The organism is Mesorhizobium sp. B2-5-3 (assembly GCF_006441005.1).
In the GTDB taxonomy this organism is placed as follows: Bacteria; Pseudomonadota; Alphaproteobacteria; order Rhizobiales; family Rhizobiaceae; genus Mesorhizobium.
In genome coordinates this window covers 92,251-117,580 of sequence record NZ_VFUS01000006.1, presented here as the reverse complement: position 1 = coordinate 117,580, position 25,330 = coordinate 92,251, and the positions used below count along the sequence as shown (strand labels likewise).

The 25,330-nt window shown below is 64.9% G+C and carries 33 protein-coding genes and 1 pseudogene; 21 read left to right on the top strand and 13 right to left on the bottom strand.

Annotated elements, in window-relative coordinates; genetic code table 11:
* Positions 1-12 precede the first annotated feature (12 nt).
* Positions 13-561 (top strand): YbhB/YbcL family Raf kinase inhibitor-like protein, encoded by a 549-nt coding sequence (locus tag FJ867_RS15730; RefSeq protein WP_140500017.1) that lies wholly within the window; start codon positions 13-15, stop codon positions 559-561.
* Positions 562-694: 133 nt separating this feature from the next.
* On the opposite strand, the gene FJ867_RS15725 is transcribed toward FJ867_RS15730, so the two are convergent.
* Positions 695-1,165: a nucleoside deaminase gene (locus FJ867_RS15725; protein ID WP_140657713.1), complete on the bottom strand. Its 471-nt coding sequence runs from the start codon at positions 1,163-1,165 to the stop codon at positions 695-697.
* Between the two features lie 210 nt (positions 1,166-1,375).
* Between FJ867_RS15725 and FJ867_RS15720 the strand changes: the two genes are divergently transcribed.
* From FJ867_RS15720 to FJ867_RS15685, 8 genes are all read left to right on the top strand, one after another.
* Complete coding sequence (locus tag FJ867_RS15720) at positions 1,376-1,993, top strand: C39 family peptidase (protein ID WP_140657787.1); 618 nt, start codon at positions 1,376-1,378, stop codon at positions 1,991-1,993.
* A 35-nt stretch (positions 1,994-2,028) separates the two neighbouring features.
* Positions 2,029-3,114, top strand: a complete 1,086-nt coding sequence (locus FJ867_RS15715; RefSeq protein WP_140817860.1) for a D-alanine--D-alanine ligase family protein — start codon at positions 2,029-2,031, stop codon at positions 3,112-3,114.
* A 69-nt stretch (positions 3,115-3,183) separates the two neighbouring features.
* Positions 3,184-3,606: a VOC family protein gene (locus FJ867_RS15710; protein WP_140500011.1), complete on the top strand. Its 423-nt coding sequence runs from the start codon at positions 3,184-3,186 to the stop codon at positions 3,604-3,606.
* A gap of 207 nt (positions 3,607-3,813) precedes the next feature.
* The gene (locus FJ867_RS15705; protein WP_140500009.1) at positions 3,814-4,173 is read left to right on the top strand and encodes an SPW repeat protein; all 360 of its coding nucleotides are present in this window, start codon (positions 3,814-3,816) and stop codon (positions 4,171-4,173) included.
* A gap of 190 nt (positions 4,174-4,363) precedes the next feature.
* Positions 4,364-5,737 carry a nodulation protein NfeD gene (locus tag FJ867_RS15700; RefSeq protein ID WP_140817859.1) on the top strand — a complete coding sequence of 458 codons (1,374 nt, stop codon included), beginning with the start codon at positions 4,364-4,366 and terminating at the stop codon, positions 5,735-5,737.
* Positions 5,734-6,498, top strand: a complete 765-nt coding sequence (locus tag FJ867_RS15695; RefSeq protein WP_140623014.1) for a slipin family protein — start codon at positions 5,734-5,736, stop codon at positions 6,496-6,498. Before FJ867_RS15700 ends, FJ867_RS15695 begins: the two co-directional genes overlap by 4 nt.
* Positions 6,499-6,824: 326 nt before the next feature.
* Positions 6,825-7,817 carry a sterol desaturase family protein gene (locus FJ867_RS15690; RefSeq protein WP_140500004.1) on the top strand — a complete coding sequence of 331 codons (993 nt, stop codon included), beginning with the start codon at positions 6,825-6,827 and terminating at the stop codon, positions 7,815-7,817.
* Complete coding sequence (locus FJ867_RS15685; RefSeq protein WP_140817857.1) at positions 7,814-8,965, top strand: GNAT family N-acetyltransferase; 1,152 nt, start codon at positions 7,814-7,816, stop codon at positions 8,963-8,965. Before FJ867_RS15690 ends, FJ867_RS15685 begins: the two co-directional genes overlap by 4 nt.
* 26 nt (positions 8,966-8,991) lie before the next feature.
* Here the strand turns inward: FJ867_RS15685 and FJ867_RS15680 are convergent, their stop codons facing one another.
* Together FJ867_RS15680 and FJ867_RS15675 are read right to left on the bottom strand one after the other, a co-directional pair.
* A complete protein-coding gene (locus FJ867_RS15680; RefSeq protein ID WP_140500000.1) occupies positions 8,992-9,999 on the bottom strand; it encodes an aldo/keto reductase in 1,008 nt (335 codons plus the stop codon).
* A gap of 144 nt (positions 10,000-10,143) precedes the next feature.
* Positions 10,144-10,434, bottom strand: a complete 291-nt coding sequence (locus FJ867_RS15675) for a hypothetical protein (protein WP_224519116.1) — start codon at positions 10,432-10,434, stop codon at positions 10,144-10,146.
* A gap of 257 nt (positions 10,435-10,691) precedes the next feature.
* On the opposite strand from FJ867_RS15675, the gene FJ867_RS15670 reads away from it, so the two are divergent.
* Both FJ867_RS15670 and FJ867_RS15665 read left to right on the top strand, forming a co-directional pair.
* A complete protein-coding gene (locus FJ867_RS15670; protein WP_140499998.1) occupies positions 10,692-10,937 on the top strand; it encodes a hypothetical protein in 246 nt (81 codons plus the stop codon).
* A gap of 281 nt (positions 10,938-11,218) precedes the next feature.
* On the top strand, positions 11,219-12,283 hold the full coding sequence (locus FJ867_RS15665) for a PAS domain S-box protein (RefSeq protein WP_140499996.1): 1,065 nt from the start codon (positions 11,219-11,221) through the stop codon (positions 12,281-12,283).
* Positions 12,284-12,330: 47 nt separating this feature from the next.
* On the opposite strand, the gene FJ867_RS15660 is transcribed toward FJ867_RS15665, so the two are convergent.
* Positions 12,331-12,570 carry a hypothetical protein gene (locus FJ867_RS15660; RefSeq protein ID WP_246675058.1) on the bottom strand — a complete coding sequence of 80 codons (240 nt, stop codon included), beginning with the start codon at positions 12,568-12,570 and terminating at the stop codon, positions 12,331-12,333.
* Between the two features lie 75 nt (positions 12,571-12,645).
* Positions 12,646-12,936, bottom strand: coding sequence for a hypothetical protein (locus tag FJ867_RS15655; RefSeq protein ID WP_140547516.1), 291 nt, complete (start codon positions 12,934-12,936; stop codon positions 12,646-12,648).
* Positions 12,937-13,163: 227 nt separating this feature from the next.
* Between FJ867_RS15655 and FJ867_RS28775 the strand changes: the two genes are divergently transcribed.
* Complete coding sequence (locus FJ867_RS28775) at positions 13,164-13,316, top strand: hypothetical protein (RefSeq protein ID WP_181168368.1); 153 nt, start codon at positions 13,164-13,166, stop codon at positions 13,314-13,316.
* Positions 13,317-13,344: 28 nt separating this feature from the next.
* On the opposite strand, the gene FJ867_RS15650 is transcribed toward FJ867_RS28775, so the two are convergent.
* Together FJ867_RS15650 and FJ867_RS15645 are read right to left on the bottom strand one after the other, a co-directional pair.
* Positions 13,345-13,659 (bottom strand): plasmid stabilization protein, encoded by a 315-nt coding sequence (locus FJ867_RS15650; protein ID WP_140515975.1) that lies wholly within the window; start codon positions 13,657-13,659, stop codon positions 13,345-13,347.
* A 154-nt stretch (positions 13,660-13,813) separates the two neighbouring features.
* The gene (locus FJ867_RS15645) at positions 13,814-14,746 is read right to left on the bottom strand and encodes an alpha/beta hydrolase (protein ID WP_140817855.1); all 933 of its coding nucleotides are present in this window, start codon (positions 14,744-14,746) and stop codon (positions 13,814-13,816) included.
* Between the two features lie 193 nt (positions 14,747-14,939).
* Between FJ867_RS15645 and FJ867_RS15640 the strand changes: the two genes are divergently transcribed.
* On the top strand, positions 14,940-15,917 hold the full coding sequence (locus FJ867_RS15640; protein WP_140499988.1) for an SDR family oxidoreductase: 978 nt from the start codon (positions 14,940-14,942) through the stop codon (positions 15,915-15,917).
* Between the two features lie 75 nt (positions 15,918-15,992).
* Positions 15,993-16,289 carry a hypothetical protein gene (locus tag FJ867_RS15635; protein ID WP_140499986.1) on the top strand — a complete coding sequence of 99 codons (297 nt, stop codon included), beginning with the start codon at positions 15,993-15,995 and terminating at the stop codon, positions 16,287-16,289.
* Positions 16,290-16,349: 60 nt separating this feature from the next.
* On the opposite strand, the gene FJ867_RS15630 is transcribed toward FJ867_RS15635, so the two are convergent.
* From FJ867_RS15630 to FJ867_RS15620, 3 genes are all read right to left on the bottom strand, one after another.
* The gene (locus tag FJ867_RS15630; RefSeq protein WP_140817853.1) at positions 16,350-16,601 is read right to left on the bottom strand and encodes a DUF982 domain-containing protein; all 252 of its coding nucleotides are present in this window, start codon (positions 16,599-16,601) and stop codon (positions 16,350-16,352) included.
* 87 nt (positions 16,602-16,688) lie between these two features.
* Positions 16,689-17,132 carry a GFA family protein gene (locus tag FJ867_RS15625; protein ID WP_140515971.1) on the bottom strand — a complete coding sequence of 148 codons (444 nt, stop codon included), beginning with the start codon at positions 17,130-17,132 and terminating at the stop codon, positions 16,689-16,691.
* Positions 17,133-17,213: 81 nt separating this feature from the next.
* Positions 17,214-17,393 (bottom strand): DUF3606 domain-containing protein, encoded by a 180-nt coding sequence (locus FJ867_RS15620; protein ID WP_115144153.1) that lies wholly within the window; start codon positions 17,391-17,393, stop codon positions 17,214-17,216.
* Between the two features lie 394 nt (positions 17,394-17,787).
* Between FJ867_RS15620 and FJ867_RS15615 the strand changes: the two genes are divergently transcribed.
* Positions 17,788-18,216, top strand: a complete 429-nt coding sequence (locus FJ867_RS15615) for a DoxX family protein (RefSeq protein WP_140817851.1) — start codon at positions 17,788-17,790, stop codon at positions 18,214-18,216.
* Here the strand turns inward: FJ867_RS15615 and FJ867_RS15610 are convergent, their stop codons facing one another.
* A complete protein-coding gene (locus FJ867_RS15610) occupies positions 18,217-18,522 on the bottom strand; it encodes a hypothetical protein (protein WP_140499979.1) in 306 nt (101 codons plus the stop codon).
* Positions 18,523-18,775: 253 nt separating this feature from the next.
* Here FJ867_RS15610 and FJ867_RS15605 point away from each other — a divergent pair, with 253 nt between their 5' ends.
* The 5 genes and pseudogenes from FJ867_RS15605 (at position 18,776) to FJ867_RS15580 (ending at position 22,884) form a co-directional block, all read left to right on the top strand.
* The gene (locus tag FJ867_RS15605; protein WP_140817849.1) at positions 18,776-19,423 is read left to right on the top strand and encodes a glutathione S-transferase family protein; all 648 of its coding nucleotides are present in this window, start codon (positions 18,776-18,778) and stop codon (positions 19,421-19,423) included.
* Between the two features lie 974 nt (positions 19,424-20,397).
* Positions 20,398-20,778, top strand: a complete 381-nt coding sequence (locus FJ867_RS15595; RefSeq protein ID WP_140521518.1) for a hypothetical protein — start codon at positions 20,398-20,400, stop codon at positions 20,776-20,778.
* Positions 20,771-21,166: a hypothetical protein gene (locus FJ867_RS15590; protein WP_140817846.1), complete on the top strand. Its 396-nt coding sequence runs from the start codon at positions 20,771-20,773 to the stop codon at positions 21,164-21,166. The genes FJ867_RS15595 and FJ867_RS15590 overlap by 8 nt, the downstream gene beginning before the upstream one ends.
* A pseudogene (locus tag FJ867_RS15585) lies at positions 21,123-21,782 on the top strand (terminase family protein); the annotation flags it as partial. The gene FJ867_RS15590 and the pseudogene FJ867_RS15585, both read left to right, overlap by 44 nt.
* Before the next feature lie 346 nt (positions 21,783-22,128).
* A complete protein-coding gene (locus tag FJ867_RS15580) occupies positions 22,129-22,884 on the top strand; it encodes a terminase family protein (protein WP_140817842.1) in 756 nt (251 codons plus the stop codon).
* 142 nt (positions 22,885-23,026) lie between these two features.
* Here the strand turns inward: FJ867_RS15580 and FJ867_RS15575 are convergent, their stop codons facing one another.
* A complete protein-coding gene (locus FJ867_RS15575) occupies positions 23,027-23,485 on the bottom strand; it encodes a nuclear transport factor 2 family protein (RefSeq protein WP_246675056.1) in 459 nt (152 codons plus the stop codon).
* A gap of 71 nt (positions 23,486-23,556) precedes the next feature.
* Between FJ867_RS15575 and FJ867_RS15570 the strand changes: the two genes are divergently transcribed.
* On the top strand, positions 23,557-24,126 hold the full coding sequence (locus tag FJ867_RS15570; protein ID WP_140817840.1) for a hypothetical protein: 570 nt from the start codon (positions 23,557-23,559) through the stop codon (positions 24,124-24,126).
* A 387-nt stretch (positions 24,127-24,513) separates the two neighbouring features.
* Here FJ867_RS15570 and FJ867_RS15565 read toward each other — a convergent pair whose 3' ends face one another.
* Complete coding sequence (locus FJ867_RS15565) at positions 24,514-25,128, bottom strand: methyltransferase domain-containing protein (RefSeq protein WP_224519113.1); 615 nt, start codon at positions 25,126-25,128, stop codon at positions 24,514-24,516.
* Positions 25,129-25,330 lie beyond the last annotated feature (202 nt).

The following is a 25,330-nucleotide window of genomic DNA, read 5'->3' as shown; positions in this document are numbered from 1 at the left end:
GTGGAGGAAGCCATGAGCTTGCGCCTCGGTTTCGCCGTGCTGGTGCTGTTCGGCCTCGCCAATCAGGCGGCGGCTTTCGAGATTTCAAGCCCGTCGGTTTCCAACGGCAAATGGGCCGAAAAATATCTCGGCGACAAGGCCGGCGGCTGCAGCGGGCAAAGCGTATCGATCGCCTTGAGATGGAAGGACCCGCCGGCAGGCACCAAGAGCTACGCGCTCACCATGTTCGACCCCGACGCCGGCGGCGGCAAGGGTTTCTGGCACTGGCTGGCCTGGAACATCCCGGCAAGCGCGAAGGGCCTGGCCGAAGGGGCTGGCTCGAAGCGCGGCAAAGGCTTGCCCAAGGGTACGGTGCTCGGCAAGGGTGGCATCGGCCGCGCAGGCTATTTCGGGCCATGCCCGCCGCCCGGCAGCGGCACGCATCACTATGTCTTCACGCTCTATGCGCTCGGCGCGCCGAAGCTGCGCGCGCCGGAGAATCCCTCTCCGGAAATGGTGGCAGTGGCCGCGAAGAGCCAGGCGCTCGGCGAGACCAGCGTGACGTACACCTATGGGCGGTAGGCATGACCGGTTCAGGCAGTCGCCCGGGCCACCAGCGCATTGACGACGCTGTTGGCAAACACGTTCCAAGAGATCGTTTGAATTCCGTTCCGGTGGCCATCTGGCGGCTTTGCGCGCGGCCTCGGCCGGCGCGTCAGCGCGTCCAGAAATCGCGATGCGGCGCGATCAGCTCGTCCTCGATCTCGGGGAAGGGGCCAAAGACCTCGATCTTCTTCTGGCCCGAGGCGAGCACTGTGCGCGAGGGCAGGCTCATCGTCGGATTCTCGGCGTGATCGCCGGTGAGCGCCAGGAGCTTCGTCTCCTCGAAGCCGTAGACCAGGCGGCCGATATTGGCCCAGTAGAGCGTTCCGGCGCACATCGCACAGGGTTCGCCGGTCGAGACCAGCGTGCAGGACCAGAGGAAATCCGGCTCGTAGGCAGCCGCGGCGCGCCGGGCGAGCTCCGTCTCGGCATGGCGCACCGTGTCGAGGTTTCCCTGGCGCATAAGCACGCGATCGTCCGGCCCGACCAGTACGCAGCCGAACGGATGATGGCCGTGCACGGCCGCGTCGCGAGCGACGGCGTCGGCAGCACGGAGGTGGGCGAGCATCTGGTCGCGGGTCATTGCGCAATCCTAACACGACGGGCGAGGAGAGGAACCGACGCCCGGCGACCGGCTTCGTAGGGCTGAGAGTGCGCCGATCGGCGGGCATTGGCAAGCTTCGCCCGGCGGGCAAAACCCGAGCGCGGACCATCGCCTGATCAGGTTTGAAGCACTGTTCTCCGCTCTCGTATCCCTGTATACGAAATTGAAATGATCTGTTTTGAGGAATTGATGAGCCCACCGCCTGGGACCGTGCCGTTTTTCAGCCAGTGGGAGACGCCCGATATGACTTCGGCCGTCCTTGCCGATGGCGCCGAGGTGGCGCTGCGGCACGATCCGCTGTGGGAGAACTCGGGCGCGCGCACACTCGACGAATACGCGCTGTGGGCCGCCAATGTCTGCGGCATGGCGTGCCTCAAGATGATCCTGGCGGCGCGCGGCCAGATCGTGCCGACGATCGAACTGGCCAGGCGCTGCACCGGATATGGCGGCTATGTCGTCACCGAGGGATCGATCAAGGGCCTGATCTACGCCCCGTTCGTCAGCTTCGTGAAGGCGGAATTCGGCCTCGAGGCAGAGGTGATGACCAATGTCGCGACAGCCGACATTGAGGCGATCCTCGGGCGGTCGCGCTTCTTCATCGCCTCGGTCAGCAGCTCGATCCGCTGGCCCGAGCGCGAGCCCCCGTCCAAGGGCGGCCATCTGGTGCTGGTCATGTCGGCATCCGATGAGGGTTTTCGTTTTCACAATCCGTCCGGCCATACCGGCGCCACACGGGCAAATGCAGTGTTGGCGCCGGCCGATTTCGACCGCTTCTTTGCCAATCGCGGCATTGCCGTCAGCATTTGATCTCGAGGGATTTCGATGAAGGACAAGGCTTTTCAATGAAGAACAAGATTAGGGTCGCCGTCCTCTATGGCGGGCGTTCGGCCGAGCATGACGTGTCGCGCCTTTCGGCCGCCAATGTGCTGAAGGCCATCGACCGGACGCGCTACGAGGTGGTGCCGATCGCCATTTCCAGGGACGGTCGATGGCTGCTGCAATCTTCGTCCGAAGCCGGCGACGACAGAGCAGGGGCGCCGGTGTCAGAAGAAGGCGTGGAGGTCGCATTGTTGCCCGGTGGCAGAGGCAGGTTGGTGGCCGCACCAGGCGGCGGAGCACAGCCCGACCTGCCGCCGGTCGACGTCGTCTTTCCCGTGCTGCACGGTCCTTTCGGCGAGGACGGCTCGGTGCAGGGCTATGCCGAGGTCGCCGACGTCGCATATGTCGGCTGCGGCATTCTCGCCTCGGCCGCCGCCATGGACAAGGATATCGCCAAGCGGCTGCTGCGCGAGGCCGGGCTGCCGGTTGCCCGTTCCGTCACCGTGCATCGAAACGATGTCGGGCCGTTCCAGGAGATCGCCGGCGCGCTCGGCCTGCCTTTCTTCGCCAAGCCGGCGCGCCAGGGCTCGTCCTTCGGCGTCAGCAAGGTGAACGACCGGGACGGCTTCGAACGGGCCGTCGAGACGGCTTTCCGCTACGACGGCAAGGTCCTGATCGAGGAGTTCGTCGACGGCCGCGAGATCGAATGCTCGGTGCTGGAGCGAGCCGACGGAGCGCTGACCGTATCGCTGCCCGGCGAAATCATTCCGGCCGGCAAGCACGGCTTCTACACTTATGAAGCCAAATATCTCGACGCCGACGGCGCCGTGGTGAACGTGCCCGCCGATGTCCCGGCCGCGGTCGCCGACGAGGCAAGGGAGATGGCGGCACGGGCTTTCCAGGCGCTCGGCTGCGAGGCGATGGCCCGCGTCGACTTCTTCCTGCGGGCTGACGGCTCGCTGCTGGTCAACGAGGTCAACACGCTGCCCGGCTTCACCGACATCTCGATGTATGCCAAGGCGCTGGCGGCGATCGGCATCGGCTACAGCCAGGTCATCGACGTGCTGATCGAGCACGCACTGGCGCGGCATGCCGCGCGAAAGTCCTGACGTTCGGCGCGGCATTGACGCCGGATCATGCGAAGCTAGATTCGAACCCTTGGCGAGAGGAAAGCTTGCATGGAAGAACTGCATCGCGGCCGGCTCATCGATCATATCCAACTGGTGGTCAGGGACATCGCCGCCAGCCGCCGCTTCTACGAGGCGGTGTTTCGAGTGCTCGACATTCCGATCGGCGGCAGCGCTGCCGATTATTTCTGGGCCGACGAGCTTTTCATTTCAACCGCCGACAGCCGCGCGGCCCGGGGAGAGTTGACCGGTCGCCATCATCTGGCATTCCAGGCGAAGGACCGCGCCATGGTCGATGCGTTCTACAAGGCCGGGCTGGACGGCGGCGGCAGGGACAATGGCGGGCCGGGTGAACGCCGGTACCACCCCGGCTACTACGCCGCTTTCCTTCTCGACCCGGACGGCAACAACATCGAAGCGGTGCATCACGGGGCGGCCAACCGCAGTGCCGCCTCGGTGAAAATCACGTTCTAGAATGCGCCGACAAGAGGCGGGTGGTTTTGCCTTGATGTGGCCGGTCTCGTTGATCCCGATCGGGTGGAGGGAGCTCGATCCACGCGGAGGCGACCCGTCCGTGGGGCAGGCCTTGAAGGCCATGTGAGGCATAGTTACATCAACCATTAAGCGTGCGTTTGCACGCGAATACAACGCTTTGGCCAAGCTTCATCTATGGAGGTTGTCATGGCAAATACACTCATGGAAGGAAAGAAAGGCCAGGACTGGCTCAATCTGGTCCTTGCCGTCTGCCTGTTCATCTCACCCTGGATAATCGGCTTCGCTGCTGAAACCGCTCCCGCATGGAACGCCTGGATTGTCGGCGTCGTGCTGGGCGCGGTGGCCGTGGCGGCGCTTGCCGCCTTCGCCGAGTGGGAGGAATGGGTAGGTGTCGTTCTCGGGCTCTGGCTGATCGTGTCGCCCTGGCTGCTCAAATTCATGGCGAACACGAATGCGATGGCCACCCACGTCATTCTCGGCGTGCTGGTGGTTGCCGTATCGGGTTGGGCCGTCTGGGACGTCCGTCACCCGCACGCACATGCGTGACCGCTGACCAAGGACGGGGCCGGCGCGCGAGCGGGGCCCCTTCCGGCTTTGAACGTCTGCCCATTGCGTTTGCCGCCGGCTGCGAAGGGCAGGGTCGCCGGCTTGCAATCTGAGGCCAGGCCATGGATTTCGACGGACCGAACGCCATATCCTGCACAGCATATCCCGCGTAATCCAGGGAGTTTTGAGCGTGACCCTCGCGCGGATGGCGGTTCTGGCAGCGGCCTTCATGGCCGCCGCGGCCGCCAGTCACTCTTCCGTGACCGCGGAGGCTACGGAGAAGGTCGCGTTGCGCGTCGTGATCGACGGCGCCATCGGCCCGGCGAGCGCCAGGCAGCTCAACGAAGCGCTGGCCAAAGCCGCCGAGCGGCACGCCGAAGCCGTTGTCCTCGAGATCGACACGCCGGGCGGGCTGGTCACCTCGATGCGCGAAATGATCGCCGATATCCTTGCCTCGCCGGTTCCCGTCATCGGCTATGTCGCGCCCGCCGGCGCGCATGCGGCAAGTGCCGGAACCTATATCCTTTATGCCACCCATGTCGCGGCGATGGCGCCCGGCACCAATCTGGGCGCCGCCACGCCGGTCGAGCTTGGCGGGTTGCCGCCCCTTCCCGGTGGCGACGAGAAGGACAAGGGCGACCAGAAGAATGCCACCGGGCCTCCGGCCGGCGACCCGATGGTGACAAAGGTGACGAACGACGCGGTCGCCTTGATCCGTTCGCTCGCCGAACTGCGCGGCCGCAATGCCGACTGGGGCGAAAAGGCGGTGCGCGAGGCAGCCAGCCTTTCCGCCAATGCGGCACTTCAGGCACATGTAGTCGACCTCGTCGCCCGCGACACCGCCGAACTGCTCCAGCTTGCCGACGGCCGCACGGTCGAGGTGGCCGGCAAGCAACAGGTGCTGGCGACCAAGGGCGTGGCGGTCGAGACGCTCGATCCCGGCTGGCTGATCCTGCTTCTCGCCGTCATCACCGATCCCAACATCGCCGTCGTCCTGATGCTGGCCGGCGTCTACGGCCTCGTCTTCGAGTTCACCAGCCCAGGCGCCGTGGCGCCCGGCGTGATCGGGACCACCTGCCTGCTGCTCGGGCTCTATGCCCTCAATCTACTGCCGATCAGCTATACCGGCCTCGCCCTGATGCTGCTTGGCATCGCCTTCCTCGTCATCGAGGCCTTCAACCCGACCGTGGTGCTCGGGCTTGGAGGCGTGGCAGCCTTCCTGCTCGGCGCCGCCATGCTGCTCAAGGTCGAGGGCCCGGGCTTCGAGATGTCGTGGGCGCTCATCGGCACCGCCGCGGCGCTGACGCTTGGCCTGGCGCTGCTGGCCGGCAGCTATCTGTGGAGGGCGCGCAGGAGCCTGCCGCGTGTCGGCGCGCAGGCCATGCACGGGCTGCCGGCCAGGATTCTCGACTGGTCGGGTAGCGAAGGCCATGTGCTCGCGCAGGGCGAGCGCTGGCGGGCGAAAGCCGATGAACCGCTCGCCCCCGGCGACAGCGTCGAGGTGGCCGACGTCAGGGATCTCGTGCTGACGGTCCGGCGCAGGAACAATGGAGCAAGGCAATGATCATCGGTTACGTCGCCTATCTGGTGCTCGCCCTCATCGTGCTGATCTTCCTGTCCGCCGCCATTCGCATCCTGCGGGAATATGAGCGCGGCGTGGTCTTCACGCTCGGCCGCTTCACCGGGGTGAAGGGCCCCGGCCTCATCCTCCTCGTCCCCTTCGTCCAGCAGATGGTGCGGGTCGACCTGCGCGTGGTGGTCCAGGACGTGCCGCCGCAGGACGTGATCTCGCGCGACAACGTCTCGGTGAAGGTGAACGCGGTGCTGTATTTCCGCATCGTCGACGCCGAGCGGGCCGTCATCCAGGTCGAGGACTTCATGGCCGCGACAAACCAGCTCGCGCAGACCACGTTGCGCTCGGTTCTCGGCAAGCACGAACTCGACGAGATGCTGGCCGAGCGCGACAAGTTGAACAGCGACATCCAGGAGATCCTGGACCAGCGGACCGACGCATGGGGCATCAAGGTGTCCAATGTCGAGATCAAGCATGTCGACCTCAACGAGAACATGGTCCGCGCCATCGCCAAGCAGGCCGAGGCTGAAAGGCTGCGGCGCGCGAAGGTGATCAACGCCGATGGCGAGCAGCAGGCGGCGGCAAAGCTGGTCGAGGCCGGCAAGATGCTGGCGCAGGAGCCACAGGCCATGCAACTGCGCTATTTCGAGGCGCTGCACGACATCGCCGGCGAGCGCTCGTCGACGGTGGTGTTTCCGCTGCCGATGGACCTGCTCACGATCTTCAACAAGCAGCCGGGCGCCGGGAAATAAGCCTGGGAGGGGTTTGGCAGCCTGGCCGCGGGCCGGCGAGCTCGGGACCGGCATGATCACCCGGCGATTCCCCGAAGTTGCGATCTCCACGCCAAGCGCCGCCGGTCATTTGCTGTCAATTTTAGGAGTTTTATTCAGAATTCGGCAATATATAGCGAGCTTTTTAGCGGATTCATTGTTTTTAATTAGCTTAAGCTTTCGATATGGATTCTCGACTAGGGTGACGGCGAAATGATCGAGAGCCCTGACGGCGTGGCGGCTTGCCCTGCCTGTCAGGTAAATCGCTTTCTACAAGTCAAGCTTCGGTTGCATAAATGAGTGGGCCCATGTCGATTGCCGGCATCATCGAAAGGATCCTGGACAAGTTGTCCGGCTCCAGCCTGCTTGCGGCCGGCCTCTTGCTGCTGACCGCGCTGGGCAGCGCCCTGATCGCCTATTGGCGGACGGCGGAGCGCAAGAGCTTCAGGGAATTCTTCGATTTCGTCTTTCCCAACGAGATCGTCACGCATCCCTCGGCGCGGGCGGACCTGCTTTTCTGGATCACCCGCAAGGCGATTATGCCCTTCCTGATGCTGCCCGCGGGCGTGACCTTCGTCGTCGCCGTCGGCTACGCGACGAATCGGACGCTGGCGGCACTCCTCCAGATCGAGCCGCCGCTGCTGCCGGGACCGCCGGGAGCGGTGACGATCGTCATCTTCACGGTGACGATGCTGATCGCCTACGACATATCCTATTACCTCTACCATGTGGCCCAGCACCGCTTCCCCTTCCTGTGGGAACTGCACAAGGTGCATCACTCGGCGGAGGTGATGGTCGGGATCACCAAGGACAGGGTTCATCCGCTCGACGAGCTCATGAACCGCGCCTGGGACGGCGTCATACCCGGGATCTGCTTCGGCATCTGGACCCTTTTGTCGCTTAACCTCGTCGAAGTGACGATCTTCGGCGTCAACGTCTACGTCATGCGCAATATCCTGATGATGGATTTCGTCAGGCACACCCATTTCAAGATATCGTTCGGGCCGCTCAACAACATCGTGCTGTGCCCGCATTGGCACCAACTGCACCACAGCGTCGATCCAAGACACTACGACAAGAATTTCGGCTTGCTGTTCTCGTTCTGGGACCGGCTATTCGGAACGTTGTGCGTGCCCAAGCCCGATGAGGATTTCAGGTTCGGATTGATGGAACGCGGCGCGCGCGACTATCAATCCCTGTCGGGGCTTTACGTGCTGCCGCTCAAGAAGATGTGGGGGCACATCGCCCGGCGGTTTCGCCGCCGCGCTTCGTCCGAGCCGACACGGAGCCCGCAGCCATGAACGCTCACGCCGCGATCGAGGGCCGGAAGGCCGGCGCTTTGGAGATCGTCACCTCCGAGGAGCGCCTCGCGTCGGTCGGGCCGGCCTGGACGGAGCTGTGGCGCCGGGCGGAGGGGCTGATCTTTCAAAGCCACGCCTGGGTCACGGCGTGGTGGCAGACGGCCCCGGACCGGGAGCTGCGTGGTCTCAGGATCGGCCTCGTCTGGAACGGTGGCCGGATCGACGCCGTCATCCCGCTGGCGACGGTGCGGCGCAAGGGCGTCAACGTCCTGGAATGGGCTGCCAAGGACCACAGCGACTATGGCGACGTGCTGGTCGCGCCGGACTGCGATCCGGCGGCGGTCGCGGCGCTATGGCAGGAAATTTCGGCCGCGGGCGGCTTCGATCTCGTCTATCTGAACCGCCTGCTGCCGGACGCCGCGATGCGCACGCTGCTTGCTCCCGCTTCGGCGCCCAAGATGGCGCTGCGCCCGAACCGCCGCAGCGAAACCAGCTTCCGGGTCGCCGGGCCATGGCGTACGGGCGCGGACTGGTTCGGGGAACAAACGAAGAAGATGCGCCAGAATTATCGCCGTGGCCGCAAATTCCTCGAGGAAGGCGGCGAAGTGCGGTTCCGCCTCATGTCGCCGGACGAGCCGATGCAGCCCGTCCTCGACAGGCTCGCCGAGTTCAAGCGCAAATGGCTCGCCGCGCGCGGACACGAATCCAACCTGTTCGATGAGGGGTCGCCGGCCCTGGCCGCGCTGGTCGCGGTGCTGGCCAGGGAAGGGCTCCTGCATGTCTTCGTGCTGGAATGCGCCGGGATGGTGGTGGCGGTCTCGATCAATTTCGTCCAGCGCAACACGATGATGGCCTTCGTCACGACCTACGATCCGGATGTCGAACGGGCGTCTCCCGGCATGGTGCTGATGATGGACTACATCCAGTGGTCGATCGACAGAGGGCTGACGATGGTCGACTTCCTGTGCGGCGGCGAGGACTTCAAGCGGCGCTTCGCGACCCAGTCGGTGACGCTGGATTCGGTGCTGGGAACAAGGACCTTGCGCGGAACACTCGCCGCGCTGGCGGACCGGACCCTGCACGCCGGCAGGGAACTTCACCAGCGGTTGCGGCCCGATCCTCGGCAAAAGCCCGCACCGGTGGAATAGGCCCGATTCACCGGCGACGTGCGAACCTATCGGTCGATCATCATCATGGTGCGGTCGCCGTAGCGCGGGCCGGAGACCTTCCCCGGGGCCAGCGCGTCGTCGAGCGCCGCCATCTCGGCGGCCTCCAGTTTCAGCGACGCAGCGGCGACATTTTCTTCCAGATATTTGATCCGCTTGGTGCCGGGGATCGGCACGATGTCGACACCGAAGACGTTGCCCTTCTCCAGGAGCCAGGCCAGCGCGATCTGCCCTGGCTTGACGCCTTTGGCGGCGGCGATGTCGCGGACCTTTGCGGCGGCCTCGACATTGGCGTCATAGTTCGCACCCTGGTAGCGCGGGTCGCCGCGGCGGTAATCGCCTTCCGGATAGTCCTCGGCGCGCTTGGCGCCGCCGGTCAGGAAGCCGCGGCCGAGCGGTGAGAACGGCACCAGGCCGATGCCGGTTTGCCGCAGCAGGGGAATGATTTCCGGCTCGAGATTGCGCTCCCACAGCGAGTACTCGCTCTGCAGCGCCGAGACCGGAAACACGGCGTGCGCCCGCTGGATGTTCGCGGCTCCCGCCTCCGACAGGCCGAAGAAGCGGACCTTGCCCTGTTTGACCAGTTCGCCGACCGTGCCGGCGACATCCTCGGCCGGCACGGCTGGATCGACACGGTGCTGGTAGAGAAGGTCGATATGGTCGGTGGCGAGCCGCTTCAACGACCCTTCAACCGCCGCCCTGATGGTTTGCGGCCTGCTGTCGCGTTCGGTGCCGACCTGCCGGCCATTTTCGATGCGAAAGCCGAATTTGGTGGCGATGGTCACCTGGTCGCGCTTGCCCTTCAAGGCGCGGCCGAGCAGCGCCTCATTGGCGTAAGGGCCATACACCTCGGCGGTGTCGAGGAAGGTGCAGCCGAGTTCGATGGCGCGGTGCAGCGTGGCGATGGATTCGGCTTCGTCGGCCGGGCCGTAGGACTGGCTCATGCCCATGCAGCCGAGGCCGATGGCAGAAACCCGCAGCCCCTGGCTGCCGAGCTTGCGTGTGTCGAGCGTCATGGCGTGTTCTCCGGAGGGGAATTCAACACCATATAGCGCGCGCGCTCAATTTCCACAGGTAGGCCGCGTCCAGCGGGCTCGCCCGGCCACCGGAGCCCTGATGCAGGTCGCCCGAAATGACTTAGCGCGTCGCCTCAAATCTGTTCAGACGAGGCGCTTCAGGGCAGGGGCCGGTCCGCCGGGGCGGCCGTTGACATGAGCGTCCGGCAAGCGGTCGATCATGGTCAGGCCCTCGAATTCGATGGCGGCGCCAAGCAGTTGGGCGGCCGCCAGGACCAGGTGCTCGACGTCCTCGAGAGCAACGTTTTCGTCGAGGTTCCTGAGCCTGATCCGTTCGGCCACCGCGGTGATGTTGACGATGCCGTACGTCCTGAAAGCCGTGGTGACCGCGGATTGAACGTCATCGCGCAACCGCGTCGAGTAGTCATACCGCATGGAAACCTCCTGGACTGGTTTTGCCTTTGTAGCATGCGCCTCGCATCGGTGTGTGGCAAGCGGAAATCTGAAAATACTCGATATATATCAGTTAGTTAGCATGGTTACGCAAAGGCGCGCCCGACGCTTTATAGTCATCATGAGCAGGATGGGGAGGTCGCGTATGTGCCGGCCTTGACGTGTTAGGATTGCTATCCTAATTATTAGTGGAATGAGACAGATACTCATTCACGTATTCGGTTGTGCGAGGAAGTGCCGTGACTGAACTGGAACGTCCTGAACGCTTGCAGGTCATGCTGACCGCCGATGAACTGGCGGCATTGGAGAACTGGCGCTTCGACAAGCGCATGCCGAGCCGCTCGGCCGCGGTCAGGGAGCTCTTGCGGCGTGGCCTCGCCTCGGACGGATTCCTGGCGGCGGAGCAGGGCGTCAAGTCCCAGGACTTCGGACTGCTGTCCACCCCCGGCGGCAACGGCAATGTGGGCGACGGCCACTCTGACTGAGGTGCGGTGACATTCAGGTGATGCCGGCCCGCAAGGACGGCTTCTGCGCTTCCGGTGCCCATAGACTTGAATGTCCGCCCTGTCCTGGTGCTCGAAAAGCCTTTGTATGGTCGCTGGCGTCTTCGATGCCGGCTCCGCCTGATCTGCGGAACGACCTCCCCTCGATTATGTTAGCCGGCGAGGCGATTTCGATGAAGTTGAAGCAGCAGGCCGCTTCAAGGTGATTGCCTTGTCCGGCGCACGCGTTATCTAGTGGCTATAGGCTGACACCTGGCGGGGCAATGGCTGACATAGCAAGCGGTGAAAAACAGGACGCAACGGCCGATGCGCAGCTGGCGGCGATCGTCGATTCCTCCTTCGACGCCATCATCAGCAAGGACCTGAACAGCATCATCAAAAGCTGGAACCAGGCGGCCGAACGCATGTTCGGCTACAGCGCGGAGGAAGCGTTGGGGCAGTCGATCCTGATGCTCATCCCCGACCACCTCAAGAACGAGGAAACCGAGATCATCGCCAAGGTCCGCCGCGGCGAACGCCTCGCGAGCTACGAGACGACGCGAAAGCGCAAGGACGGCACCTTCATTGCCGTTTCGCTGACGGTGTCGCCGATCAGGAACGCCAGCGGCGAGATCGTCGGCGCCTCGAAGATCGCCCGCGACATCAGCGCCAGCAGGGAGAACGAGCGCCGGATCAAGATGCTGATGCGCGAGGTCAACCATCGCGTCAAGAACCAGTTTGCGGTGATCCTGTCGATGGTCAGGGAAACCAGCAAGCGCTCGCAGGACCCGCGCGAGTTCGAGGAGATGATCCGCGCCCGCATCATGGCGCTGTCACGCTCGCACGATCTGCTGGTCACCTCGAACTGGGCGGGAGCCAGCCTGTTCGACCTGGTCCAGGAACATCTCAAACCGTTCGGCCGCGAGGAGCAGATACTGCTTTCGGGACCGCTGCTGACCTTGCAGTCGAATGCGGTGCAGAATCTCGGCATGGCTTTCCACGAGCTCGGCACCAATTCGTCCAAGTATGGAGCGCTCGCCAGCGATTCCGGCCGGGTCGAGGTGACCTGGAGCATGAGCGACGACGCTCTGGCCGAACGCGAATTCCAACTTGTCTGGGAGGAGCGGTCGCCCCCCTATAGCGGCGGCGACGAGCGCGACGACACCACGCGCAAGGGGTTCGGCACCGTTGTCCTGCAAAGGGTGGCGCCGCAGTCGCTCGGCGGGTCCGCCGTGATCGAGCGCTCGCCCGGCTATTTCAGATGGACGCTGAACGCGCCGCTGGCGTCGATCATCGTGCCGCAGCACCCTATGGAAGACGCCGGCCAGACGATCGGCTTAGGCATCTGAAAGCCGCCGCCGTGGCCAAGGCGCGCCGCATTTGCGGATTCAGGGGGCTAGAGGATGTTGGCCGTCACCTCGACGATGATCGCAGCTCCTTCGAGCGAGCCGTCGGGCACATGCACGACACGCGAAACGCGCAGGTCCTGGGCGTTTCCGTCGACGGACAGCGAAACGCTCTCGCCGATCCGGGGCACGGCCTGGAAAACGGCCTCGATCGATTGAGGCCGGTTGTCGATGGATACGCGGCAGTTGACGTCATGGGCATCTCCTGTGGCGGCCACCCCACGCGTCAACGCGGCCCCCTCGGAATGGTTTCAGGCAGGGATGCGGCAATCCCCGAACGTCGATGCCGGCGCCTGGCCGACCGGTCAATTCGGGAAATTGTTGACCGGCTCCTCGCAGCGGTAGACCGGACAGTGCCCGTCGCGGGCCGGGATATAGGCCGACATCGGCACTTCGGGCCAATCGCATTCATTGCCGAACTGCCTGACATAGCGGTCATAGGTATTGGGGCCGGTGGTCAGCACGACGGCGCGGTGGCTGTGGATCATGGCGCGGATCTGCGCGCAGCTCATGGCGCGGCTGTCGGGCCGGGCTTCGGCCAGGCCGGTGGCGGCAAGCATGGCAGCCACGGTCGGCAACAGGATTCGAACGGACATGGCGGTCTCTCCAAGGCATGATCCGCAACGCCGGGCGATCAAGCTTGGTTGCGGCATGCCGGGGAGATTCGCACTTTGTCTGGCGGTTGCGCAACAGCCGGCGTCTTCTCTTGCGAGGGACGGCGCGGGCGCGCAACCAAATCGCGCCTCGCGCATTGCTGGGCATGCTCGGCAGGAAGCCTTACCAAACCCCGCGATGGCCGCCCGGGAACAGGGAACGCGAAGCCATGTGCTGTTCGTTCTGCGGCGGCCGCGACCACGGCTACGAGGACTGTCCGCAAAGGCCGTCGTCCGACAATCCGGCCGAGCCCAACTTCGATGATCCGCCGGGCGACGATCTGATCAAGAGCGGCCCGGGCGAGGGCAGGCAAGGCGCATAAGAATTTCGCGATCCGGTCGCCCCGCGCATCAATGGGCGTGCGCTTCGTTGCGCTTGCGGGTCGCGGCTGCCTTCCTGGCCGATGCCGACCGGCTCGCGGCCGAACGCGAGGCGGAAGCCTTGCCGCCCTTTTCGCCGCCCTTGTGCGCGGCGGGATGGCCGGTGTGCTTGCCGCGGCCGGAGCCGCCCTCCTTCTTGCCGCCGCCATCATCCTTGTTGACGGTGGCCCAGGCGCGGCGCTCGGCTTCCTTCTCGGACACGCCGCGATGCTCGTAGCCCTCGGCGATGTGGTCTGCCTTGCGCTCCTGCTTGTCGGTGTATTTGGATTTTTCTCCGCGTGGCATGGTTCTGCTCCCGGGTTCATTCGATGCCCCTGCAACTGCGCAGCCAAGGATGTGGTTCCAATTCCCTTGGTCGCGGCCGGCTGGGAAGGTTCCCGCTGAACCGCTCCAGACGTTTCGACGCGATTCCCCAGGGAAAGTGGTACGTGGGAAACCGCTAGGCACTTTTCCTGACATTGCCCTCTCGGGCGGTGGTTTCGGGGCCGGCGAAGAAAGCGCTCAATTCGGCGGCCGTTTGCGCGGGTGCTTCTTCGGGAAAGAAATGCCCGCCCTGGACCGCATGGCCGCGCAGATCGCCGGCCCAGCCGCGCCACAAGGCCAGTGGTCCGCCTTCGCCGGCATACCATTCAGCGAGCGCGCCTTGCCCGCTCCACAGCGCCAGCACCGCGCAGGCTATGCGCCGGCCGGCGGCGCGATCGGCATGGTCGTGCTCGCGGTCGAGCCTCGCGGCCGCCCGGTACTCCTCGCAGATCGCATGGGCATGGGCGGGATCGCGCAGCGCCTCGACATAGGCCTGGCGCACGCCGGCGGAAAACGTCTCTGGCGCCGAGCCCCAGCCGCCCAGGGCGGCATCGACGATCGCGTCGGCCGCGCCGGCCAGGAGCTTTTCCGGCAGCGGCTCCGGCTGCGCCAGCAACGACCACGGCCAATAGCCGAGCGCCAGCCTGGCGTCGGCCCGGTCCCAGGCGTCGGCGGTGGGCACGATGTCGAGCACGGCAAGCCTTTCGACGCGGTCGGGATGGTCGAGCGCGAGGCGGTAGGCGACACGTCCGCCGCGATCATGGCCGGCGACCATAAAGCTGGAAAAGCCGAGCTCGGCCATCAGCGCCACCATGTCGCGGGCCATGGCGCGCTTGGCGTAAGGGGCGTGATCGGCGCTCGACGCCGGGCATGAGCTGGCGCCGTAGCCGCGCAGGTCGGCGCATATGACGGTGAACCGGTCCGCCAGGCGTGGCGCCACGTCGCGCCACATCAGATGCGTCTGCGGAAAGCCGTGCAGCAAAAGAACGGCGGGCCCGTCGCCGGCGCGCCGGGCGAAGATGCGGGCATCCCCGCAGTCGACCTCGAGGGTCTGAAAACCTTCGAACATGATTGCCTCCGGCAGGCGAAACGGCGGCAGGATGCGAGGGTTGCAATGTGCGCCTGCGAAAGCCGCCAACTTTTTCCGCCGACATGCGTTGTCCCTGCGAGCAAAACGTTTGGACCGAAGACATCGCGAACAGTTCCGCGCGTTGCGCGAGGAGGTTCGGGATGTCTCCGGTCCAAACACAGAGGAGATGACCATGCCGACCAGCACCCAGAGCGACAGTTCGAAAGCAACCAGCAAGCAGCGCAGCATCCAGCGCAAGGTCGACGCCAAGGACCGCGCCAAGGCCAAGCCCAAGGGCGACGGCGCCATGCAGGCCGGCGCGCGAAAATATCCCGCGCCGCCTTTTCCCGCCCAGCATCATCCCAAGCCCGGCGAGGAATGGGCGATCGAGCCGGCCCCGCTCTATGACGCGCCGTTCTGGCGCGGTTCGGGAAAGCTGGAGGGCAAGGCGGCATTGATCACCGGCGGCGATTCCGGCATCGGCCGGGCGGTGGCGGTGTTGTTCGCGCGCGAAGGTGCCGATATCGCCATCGTCTATCTCAGCGAGGACCGCGACGCGGAGGCGACCAAGCAAGCGGTCGAGGCGGAGGGCCGCCGCTGCCTCGCCTTGCGCGGCGATGTCGGCAATCGCGCCTTCTGCGCCAAGGCCGTGGCAAGGGTCGTGAAGGAACTGGGGCGGCTCGACGTGCTGGTCAACAATGCCGCCTTCCAGATCCATTCAACCGATTTCGCCGACCTGACCGAGGAGCATTTCGACACCACGCTAAAGACCAACCTCTACGGCTACTTCCATATGGCGCAGGAGGCGGTGGCGCATATGAAGCCGGGTTCGGCCATCATCAACACCGGTTCGGTCACCGGCATCGAGGGATCGAAGGACCTGGTCGACTACTCCATGACCAAGGGCGGCATCCATGCCTTCACCCGGGCGCTGTCGGGCAACCTCGTCGGCAAGGGCATCCGCGTCAACGCGGTGGCGCCGGGACCGGTGTGGACGCCGCTCAATCCGTCGGAGAAGGAGGCGCAGGACGTATCGCAGTTCGGCGCCAAGACGCCGATGAAGCGGCCCGCCCAGCCGGAGGAAATCGCGCCCGCCTATGTGTTCCTGGCCTCGCCGCAATGCTCCAGCTACATCACCGGCGAAATCCTGCCGATCGTCGGCGGTTATTGAGGCAAGCCTGTCGAAGGCACGCCATCGACCATTGGGCGGCCGGTGAGGGCGGCCCAACCTGGAAAGGAGGCCGAGATGAGACTTCTCGCCATCATGTCCGTCAGCCTGATGCTCGCCGCGCCCGCCGCGGCGCTGGCGCAGGCCGAGCAGCAGAACCCCGACAAGCAGGCGCCCAGCGAAAAATGCCGGGCCAAGCCCGACGGCAACCAGCAGCCGACCGACAACACGCTGACCGAGACGCTGAACGATTGCGGCGGCGTGCTGAAGCCGCCGCCGACAGGCGACCAGGGCATGGCCGCGCCGGCGCCCAACGAAGGCAAGACGCCGGTGATCAAACCGGGTGAAGTGCCGCCGCAGCCGCCGAAACAGTAGCCGGCGGCTTGCCGCGATGCAGCTATCGGGTTCCGGACCGCCCCTTGAGGCGGCAGGCTTTCAGGATTTGCCGTTGCCGGGCAGAAATTCCGCCTCGCGCCCGGCATCGATCATGGCCCGCATCGCCTTCTCGGCCGGGGTCCAGCCATCGAGGGCATCGCGGCAGCTGCGCCATGCGGCGCGGTAGCGCCGGCCGTGCTTGCCGGGCCAGTCGCGCAGGCATTCCAGGCCTTCCCAGGCGCTGCGCACCACGCGCTCGCGGGCCGGTTCGACCTTCAGCCTGACCGGACGGGGAAAGAACTTGTCGTTCACGGCGATCTCCATTGAAACTGAGGCGCCCAATAACGCCGGCCGCCGTTCCGGGGTTCCGTCGCAGCCGCTAAACTTTTCGACTAATTTTCAGCCGCCGGGAGCTGCGTCCGACAGCGGCCTCGGCGGCGGCGGGCCGGGAGCCTGCGCGGCGGGCCGGTCGTGCTCGAACTGCCGCGTATCGGGCAAGGCATGCAGCCAGGATTCGCGCCGGCCGATCCACAATTCGTACTCCGGCATGAGATCGGTCGGCGCCACGTCCAGGCTGCCGATCATCACCTCGGCTTCGTCGTCGCTGAGCGAGGCGACACGGCTGCCGCAGGTCGGGCAGAAGCCGCGGCCGGCATAGGTGCCGAGGAGGCCCGATGTTTCGAAGGCCTGGCGCGGCCAGATGGCGAAGGCGGCAAAGGCGGAGCCGCTGGTCTTGCGGCAATCCTTGCAATGGCAGAGACCCACCCGCAGGGGCGGACCGCTGACGGTGAACTGCACGCCGCCGCAAAGGCAACTGCCGGTTCTGCGCGCGGTGTCGGGCATGGCCGTGGCCTCCAACCATTCGGTGCCGCAATGAGCCCGGGATCTTGCCCGGGCAACGCTTCCAAAGCCAGTCGCGCCGAGCTATCCGCGCGCGGCCATGTGGTTGTCGAGCTTCTTCCTCGAGGGCCCGTAGCGCTTGATGATGGTCTGGGCCTCGCTCTGCGGGATGCCGTATTTGCGGGCGAAAGCGGCAACCTCATAGGTTTCCTCGCTCGAAACCAGTTTGCGATCCTGCTTGATCTTCGATTTGTCGTCCGCCATGCCGAGCCTCACTTTCCACCCCCGGCGCGCCGCCGTCGCGGCGCGACCCTGCGGTCATACATAACAGCATTTGACGCCGCTGGTTCCATAGCGGCTTTTGCGCGCTTTGGCGATCACCGACCGGAATATCGGCTCCGCTGCCTCAGGCCGGCTTCAGGCGCATGGCGGCGAGATACATCAGGGCCGATGTGGCCCACTTCATCAAGGAGCCGGCAAACCGGACTCCGGTTTTTGCGGCAGCGGCCCGATCATGTGGCGCCGATCGCGACATCCGGAAAAAACTTCGGCGGATATGTCGGATGCGCGGTGCGTGGCGCGTCCTAGGAGCAATTCCAGGAAAGTTAGGTTCCATCCGGAATTGGGTAAGACAAGCAAACGAAACGGGAGAACAACCATGCCGTCGCCAATCGTCCAATCGCCGTGGCAGACCGCCGCCTTGCTCATCGCCCGCCTGATCTTCGCCGCCGTCTTCCTGATGGCGGTGACGTTCAAGTTCATGGGCATGGGCGCCACCGCCGGCTATATCGCCGCCGCCGGCTTTCCGTTTCCGCTGTTCCTGGCCTGGTGCGCGGCGATACTGGAGGTGCTGCTGGTGATCGCTTTCCTCACCGGCGCCTTCTTCACGCCGGCCGCACTGGTCGCGGCGGTCTACGTGCTGTTCCTCGGCTTCGCCTTCCACGGACCGAGCCACTGGGCCGGCAACCAGGCGGAATTCGGCTTCTTCGTCGATCATTTTTCCTTCCTGGCCGGGCTGCTGTTCGCCGCCGTGCACGGGCCGGGCCGCGTGCTTTCGCTCAATCCGGGATGGCCGGGCAGGGCGTAGCTACATCTGGTCGTTGTAGGGTTCCTTCATCTGGCCGACCATGCGCGCCAGTTTCGAAAAGGACGGCATGTCAGCTTCGGGCTGGCACTGGTTGGCGAGCTCCAGCAGCCGGATCGGGAAATTGACGGCGTCGCGGCTCGACGCCGACATGCCCTCGGACCGCTCCTCGCTGGTTTCGCCGGCTTCGGCCTTGCGCAGGGCGATGTCGATCTCCTCTGATGTCAGCACGCCCTTCCTGACCAGGACGTGGTTGATCGATGCGACGGCCATCAGCAGGCCCTCGAGTTGCAGGTTGGCGACGTTCATGGCGGTTGCTCCCATCGGTGAGGCGCGTCACGCTGAACAGGGCCCGTGCGACGCACTTGCAGGTATCGGCCTACGCATGTCGCCCAAAACCGAGGTCACTTTGAGGCGGCGTGCATAGGCGTTCAGAACGCGCGGACATCCATTCGCGATCCGCGCTCGGCAAGGAAAATAGTTCAAGACCGATGTCGGGCTGCAGCGCAGGCTTGTTCGTCATCGCCAGGAAGCCCAGGAAACAGGCAAGGAAGCGGATGCAATGACAATCACCATCACGGCATTCAAACGGTCGCCCGACGGCGGCAAGGGACTGGCGCGCGACACGCGCGTTCGCTGGGCGCTCGAGGAAGTGGGCCAGCCCTACGAGGTTCGTCTTGTTTCCCATGCCGAGATGAAGGCGCCCGACCATCTGGCCATTCAGCCCTTCGGCCAGATCCCCACCTACGAGGACGGTTCGCTCTGCCTGTTCGAGACCGGCTCGATCGTCTTCCACCTTGCCGAGCGGTATCCGGGGCTGCTGCCGGAGGATCGCGATGCCCGCGCCCGCGCCATCACCTGGATGTTTGCCGCGCTCAACACCATCGAGCTGCCGATCCTCGAACTGACGACGGCAAAAATATTCGAGGCCGACAAGCCCTGGAGCGAGGAGCGCCTGCCATTGGTGAAGGACCGCGTTCGCGCCCGGCTGGACAGGCTCTCGGCCCATCTGGGCGGCGCCGACTGGCTCGACGGCGCGTTCAGCGCGGGCGATCTGTTGATGGTATCTGTGCTGCTGCGGCTCAGAATGTCGGGCATTCTGGACGAATATCAAAACCTGGCTGCCTATGTGGCCCGCGGCGAAGCCCGGCCCGCCTATGCCAGGGCGTTCGCCGCGCAATTCGCGGTCAATGCTCCAGCACCCAACTGACAAAGCCGGGTAGGCCGGGGGAGGATCACGCTGGGACGGGCAAGATAGGATTCTTTTCTTAAAGACTGTTGACGGGTGAAGGCAACTATGCTATGTTTTTATCTATGGTGCTGAGTTGCGCCGATGACCCGCCCCCGAGGCGGGTTTTTGATTCTGGCGGGTGCTGTGCTTCAGGCCTGTCTTCTGATCAATTCTCTGCCAACGCGCTTCGCGATTTCCACAGCGAGGCTCCGGTTCGTAAGTTCGGCTGATCCTGTCTGCCATTGCCGTGACGGCGGCGTTCGCTGCGCGGGGCAGTGCTGAAAGTTTTGAGGAATTTTTTCCTAAAACCTGTTGACGGGGTGAAGGCAACTATGCTATGTTTTTATCTATGGTGCTGAGTTGCGCCGATGACCCGCCGCTGAGGCGGGTTTTTGATTCTGGCGCCGCCGAAACAAGAGCGCCGGTCGTGCTGGGTATTGGCGCGATATTCGAGCGGATCTTCATTCAACGCGCTTGGCGACCTTCACAGCGAGATTGTGACGAAGCCCCGGTTCATTAGTTGGGCTGATCCTGTTCGCCCATGCCGTGAAGGCGTGCATTCGCTGCGCGGGGATGCCTAAAGCCGATAAGGAATTTTTTCCTAAAAGCTGTTGACGGGGTGAAGGCAACTATGCTATGTTTTTATCTATGGTGCTGAGTTGCGCCGATGACCCGCCGCCGAGGCGGGTTTTGTTTTTGGTTTTGCTTTTCTCCTCGAATGATGGCGCTCTACGGCGCCCCCCTCTGGCCTGCCGGCCATCTCCCCCACGGGTGGGGAGATCGGCTGTTGTCCCGGCTTTCGCCAATCGCCAACGTTGGAGAAAAAGCGAGGCGCCGAAGCTGAAATCTCCCCCCTCGTGGGGGAGATGTCCGGCAGGACAGAGGGGGGCGCGAAGGGACGCGACATCACATGCACTCTCCTTGCGGCCACGCTGCTTACCAGAGAACCCGCCATGCCACGCTATGCCACCATCATCACCGGGGATGACGGCCTTGAGGTCGTCAGCGCCATTGGCGAATTCGAGGGTGCGGCACCGCAGACGCGGCTCGGCCGGATCGAGCAGGTCGCGCCCGGCGTGCTGATCGGCATGGTTCGGGACGCGGCCGGCGGCTTCGCTTTCCCGCAGGCGACAATTCATAGCGGCGCCATCGGCCTCGCCATGGCGGGCCTGAAGGATCTGCCGGGCGTCGCAAAACCTGCCCGGCGGCCGAAGGGCGCCAGGAACGTCAGGAGGAAATCCACCCGCTCGAAGAAGAAGCGGGTCCGGTCGGTCAAGTCCGTGCCGTCGAAGGCCAAGGCCGGCGATGCCGAGGCGGTGACGGGCCATGGCTGACGAAACCGCCGCAGTGCCGGCGCGCGGCAAAGGGCGCAAGCCGGCCGCCAGCCGGAGCGCAAGCCCGGAGGCCGCGCCGGAGACCCGCCGCAAACGCCGGAAGAAAACGCTGGGCGACGACTTTCTCGCCGCCGTGCGCGCCGATTTCCGCGCCCATGGCGCCGGCGTCATCGCCGAAGTGCGGGCCGACAAGCCTGACCAGTATCTGAAGATCGTGCTTTCGGTGCTGCCCAAGGATTTCGATGTCGCCGTCAACCATCTGGATGCCCTGAGCGATGAAGAGATCCGCAGCCGCATCCGCGCGCTCGAAGCCGCGGTCAAACCGTTCCTCGAAGACATCGCCGGTGGCGGCGAGGACGGAATATCTGGCGCTGCTGGCGGAGCTTGACCGCAGGCGTCGTACCAACCAGCTTGCCGCCTACCGGCCCTATGCCAGGCAGGCGGCGTTTCACGCGGCAGGCGCCGCCAACCGCGAGCGGCTGTTCATGGCCGGCAACCAGCTCGGCAAGACCCGCGCCGGCGGCGCCGAATGGGCCATGCACCTGACGGGCCGCTATCCCGCGTGGTGGCAAGGCAAGATTTTCGATGCGCCGGTGCGGCTGTGGGCCGCCGGCGTGACCGGCGAGGGCACGCGCGACAATCCGCAGCGCGTGCTGGTCGGCCCGCCGCAGCAGCAGGCGCAATGGGGCACCGGCATGATCCCGGCCGATGCCATCGTCGACACCATGATGGGCCGTGGCGCGCCGGGCGCGCTCGACAGCGTCGTGGTGCGCCATGGCGGCGGCGGCGATGTTCAGGCCGGCGAGAGCGTGCTGTCGTTCAAGAGTTTCGAGAAAGGCCGCGAGAAATGGCAGGGCGAAACGCTGCACGGCGTCTGGTTCGACGAGGAACCGCCGCTCGACATCTATTCCGAGGGCCTCACCCGCACCAACGCCACCGGCGGCATCACCATCGTCACCTTCACGCCGCTGCTCGGCATGAGCGATGTGGTGCTGCTGTTTTTGAGCGCGGCGGAGGTGGAGGGAATGGCGAAGGGGTGATGAGAAGAAACTGATTGGGGACGAGCGGCATCGCACTTGGCGCTTGCTCGCCTTCGTCGGCGCTGCCCCTCATCCGGCTGCCGCCACCTTCTCCCCGTAATGACGGGGAGAAGGGAGCTGGCCGCAATCTCGGCGCCGATTCTTGAACGTTCGCGATTGGCGAAACCGTCGACAACAGCACCTCTCTCCCCGTCACTATACGGGGAGAGGATGCCGGCAGGCAGGTGAGGGGCGGCGCGACGTTGGTCCGAAAAACCTAGCCTTCACAAGACGCTACATCGATTATCTCGAAAGTGATTCAGGATCCCCCATGTCCCGTCACGTCACCTTCATGACCATCGACGACGCCGAGCATTATTCGCCGGACGAGCGCGCGGCGATCGTTGCCGCCTATCCCGCGCATGAGCGCGAGGCTCGCGCCCGGGGCATTCCCGTGCTGGGGTCCGGCCGCATCTTTCCGGTGGCGGAGGAGTTGATTGCCTGCGCGCCGTTCCGGCTGCCGCGCTACTGGCCGCGCATCGGGGCGCTCGATTTCGGCTGGGACCACCCTTCCGCCGCGGTCGAGCTCGCCTGGGATACAGAGGCCGACGTCGTCTATGTCGCCAAGGCCGCGCGCGCCTCGCAGCAGACTCCCGCCATGCAGGCGCTGACCCTGAAGCCTTGGGGCGAATGGCTGCCCTGGGCGTGGCCGCGCGACGGCCGCCGCGAGACGCTGGAAGGGGCGGGCACGGCGCTCGCCAAGCAATATGCCGCGCATGGGCTCAACATGCTGACCCGCCACGCGCAATTCCCCGACGGCTCTGTCTCGGTCGAGGCCGGGCTGATGGAGATGCTCGACCGTATGCAATCCGGCCGCTTCAAGGTGTTTTCGACGCTTGTCCCCTGGTTCGAGGAGTTCCGGCTCTACCATCGCAAGGACGGCCAGGTGGTGAAACTGCGCGACGATTTGATGGCGGCGACGCGTTATGGCGTGATGATGCTCAGGGAAGCGGTGGTGGATCCAGCGGAGTTCAAGGCGGCGCAGCGGAAGGTGGGGCAGAGCGACCCGCTGGGAGCGTTTCGGTAGGGCGAAGTGCCCTCACTTCGTCATCCTCGAGCAACGATCCCATACCGTGACTTCGGAGCGTCGCGGCGGCGCAATTCTCGCTGAAGTGAACGGGCGCTCCGGCGCCGGCCCGATAGCCCGCGCTGCGATGTCCCTGCGGGGCCTACTCCACGATTTTCCAATATGAATCCTTGCGGATCACCTTGCCGTCGCGAAACGTGTAGAAGTCGCAACCCCTGACCTCCTTTTTCTCCCCCTCGCGGGTGGTACCTGTGAGGATCCATTTCGAGATGCCGGTATTGGCGGTCGAATCCACAAAATGCTCGGCGTTGCCGTAGTGGACATCGGGCAAGCCTTCAAAGCGTGTCGCCAGTGCTTTCCGTACGTTTGCCTTGCCCTCGAAACGAGAACCCCAGGGCTTGCCTCCCCTCGGCATCTCCAGAATGCAGTCGTCGGAAAAGAACGCCATGATCCGATCGAGATCGTGCGCGTTGAAGGCCTCGCATAGCTGCGTCAGCGTCGATCGAATGTCCATTCGCCCGTCTCCCTTCAATTGGATGACCGATGTCTTTGCTCCCGCATTCGATGGTCGAAGTAGGTCACCGGCGAGGAGACCGGTCAAGGGCGTGGGCCTTTCACAGGCTCCGCTGCACTCACAAAGATGAACCGCATTCCCGCGGCTCTGGCATCCGCATGACCTTCCGCATCGTCCCCGCCACCCTGCGCGACCTCTCCTACATCGCCGCCAATTTGCGGCCCGAGGACCGCGCCGAGATCGATTGCCAGCTCGACCACTGGTCGCCGGCGCTGCTGGCGCTTACCGCGCTGCAAGGACTTGCCTATGTGGCCGAGCTCGACGGCAATCCGGAGGCGGGCTTCGGTGCGGCCGAGCAGCGGAGCGGGCTTTGGATCGCCTGGAGCTGGGGCACGCGCCGCATGAAGCGTTGCGTGCCCGGCATCACCGGATTTTTTCACACTGTGCTCGGGCCGCAGATTTCCGCCCGCGGCGCCTGGCGGGTCGAGGCGCGGGCGCTGGCCGGCAATGAACTGGCGCTGCGCTGGCTTGGGCGGCTCGGCGCCACGCAGCGCTGCCTGCTGCCTGGATATGGCAGGAACGGCGAAGATTTTTTCCTTTACGACTGGACAAGAGAAGGCTGGAACCATGTGTCTGTTTCAAAAACCACCGGAACTGAAGCCGCTGCCGGCAGTGCCGACGGCGCAGGACAAGGACGTGCAGGCGCGCGAAGCAGCACTTCGGGCTGAGCTCGAACAACGCCAGGGCACGGCCAGCACCATCAAGACCGATTTGGCGCCCGGCAGCCTCGCCGGCCAGCGCCGCGTGCTTTTGGGGGTGTAACCATGACCGCGATGAAGCGCAGTGTTCGCCGGCGCGTGCTGGACTGGTGGTATTGGAGACGGCATGCAAGGTTGGTGAAAAGGCGTGGCGGGTGAACGCTGCCAATCTCCCCCCTCGTGGGGGAGATGCCCGGCAGGGCAGAGGGGGGCGTGAAGGAACGCCGACCTCTCAGTTTTCAACCTGCGATGGCTTGAGGGATCGACCATTCAGCTGACAGGTCGGCGGGAGAGCGCCCCCCTCTGGCCTGCCGGCCATCTCCCCCACGAGGGGGGGAGATTGGCAGCTTCCACCGCTCATCCCTTCTTCGCGAACGCCCAGACCATCATCGGGTATTCCTCGTCGTTGCTGAGGTCCCGCCACAGGCCGTAGGCGCGGACCGGGCCGCCTATGTGGGCGCGGGCGCAGGCCTTGTTGCCCCAGCCGAACGCCTGGACGTTGTCCTCGGCGAAGCCGCCATCGACCATCAACTGCTTCAGGCCGGCCGGCGTCCACCTGTTGTAGTCGTGCGGCCTGGCGTGGACGCGAAACAGGAAGGGCGTCGCCACCATCGCCCAGCCGCCCTCGCGGGTCATGGCGTGGATGTTCCGCGCCGCCGCCTGCGGCCGCTGTACATGCTCCAGCACCTGATCGGCGATGACGATGGAATATTGCTCGTCGGTGCGATCCTTGCAGATGTCGAAATCGGGGAAGTCGACCGAGCGATAGTTGGGGCACATCGCCTTCCAGTAGCGATTCCAGCCGGGCGAGATCTCGATCACGTCGCGCGATTTGCGGTTGGCGGCCGTCAGGAAGGTGGTGAAGGCCTCGATCTGGCGGATGCGCAGCCAGTTGCGGGAATCGTAGCCGATGAGCCGTTTAACGGTACGTTTGCTCTGGTTCTTCAGGGCGGCAAGGCTTGTCGTCGTCACATCGACCTCCTGCAAAACCCCGCCGCGAGACGTTCCTAGACCAAGAACCGCGCAAAAGAATGACATCGTCGGCTGAAGCTGCCGATCTCCCCCCTTGAGGGGGAGATGTCGCCGGAGGCGACAGAGGGGGTCGCCTCGCATGAAGCGCTAACCTCCTTCTGTTGCAGAAGGCCGAACCCGGTCGATCCGACCCCCTCTGGCC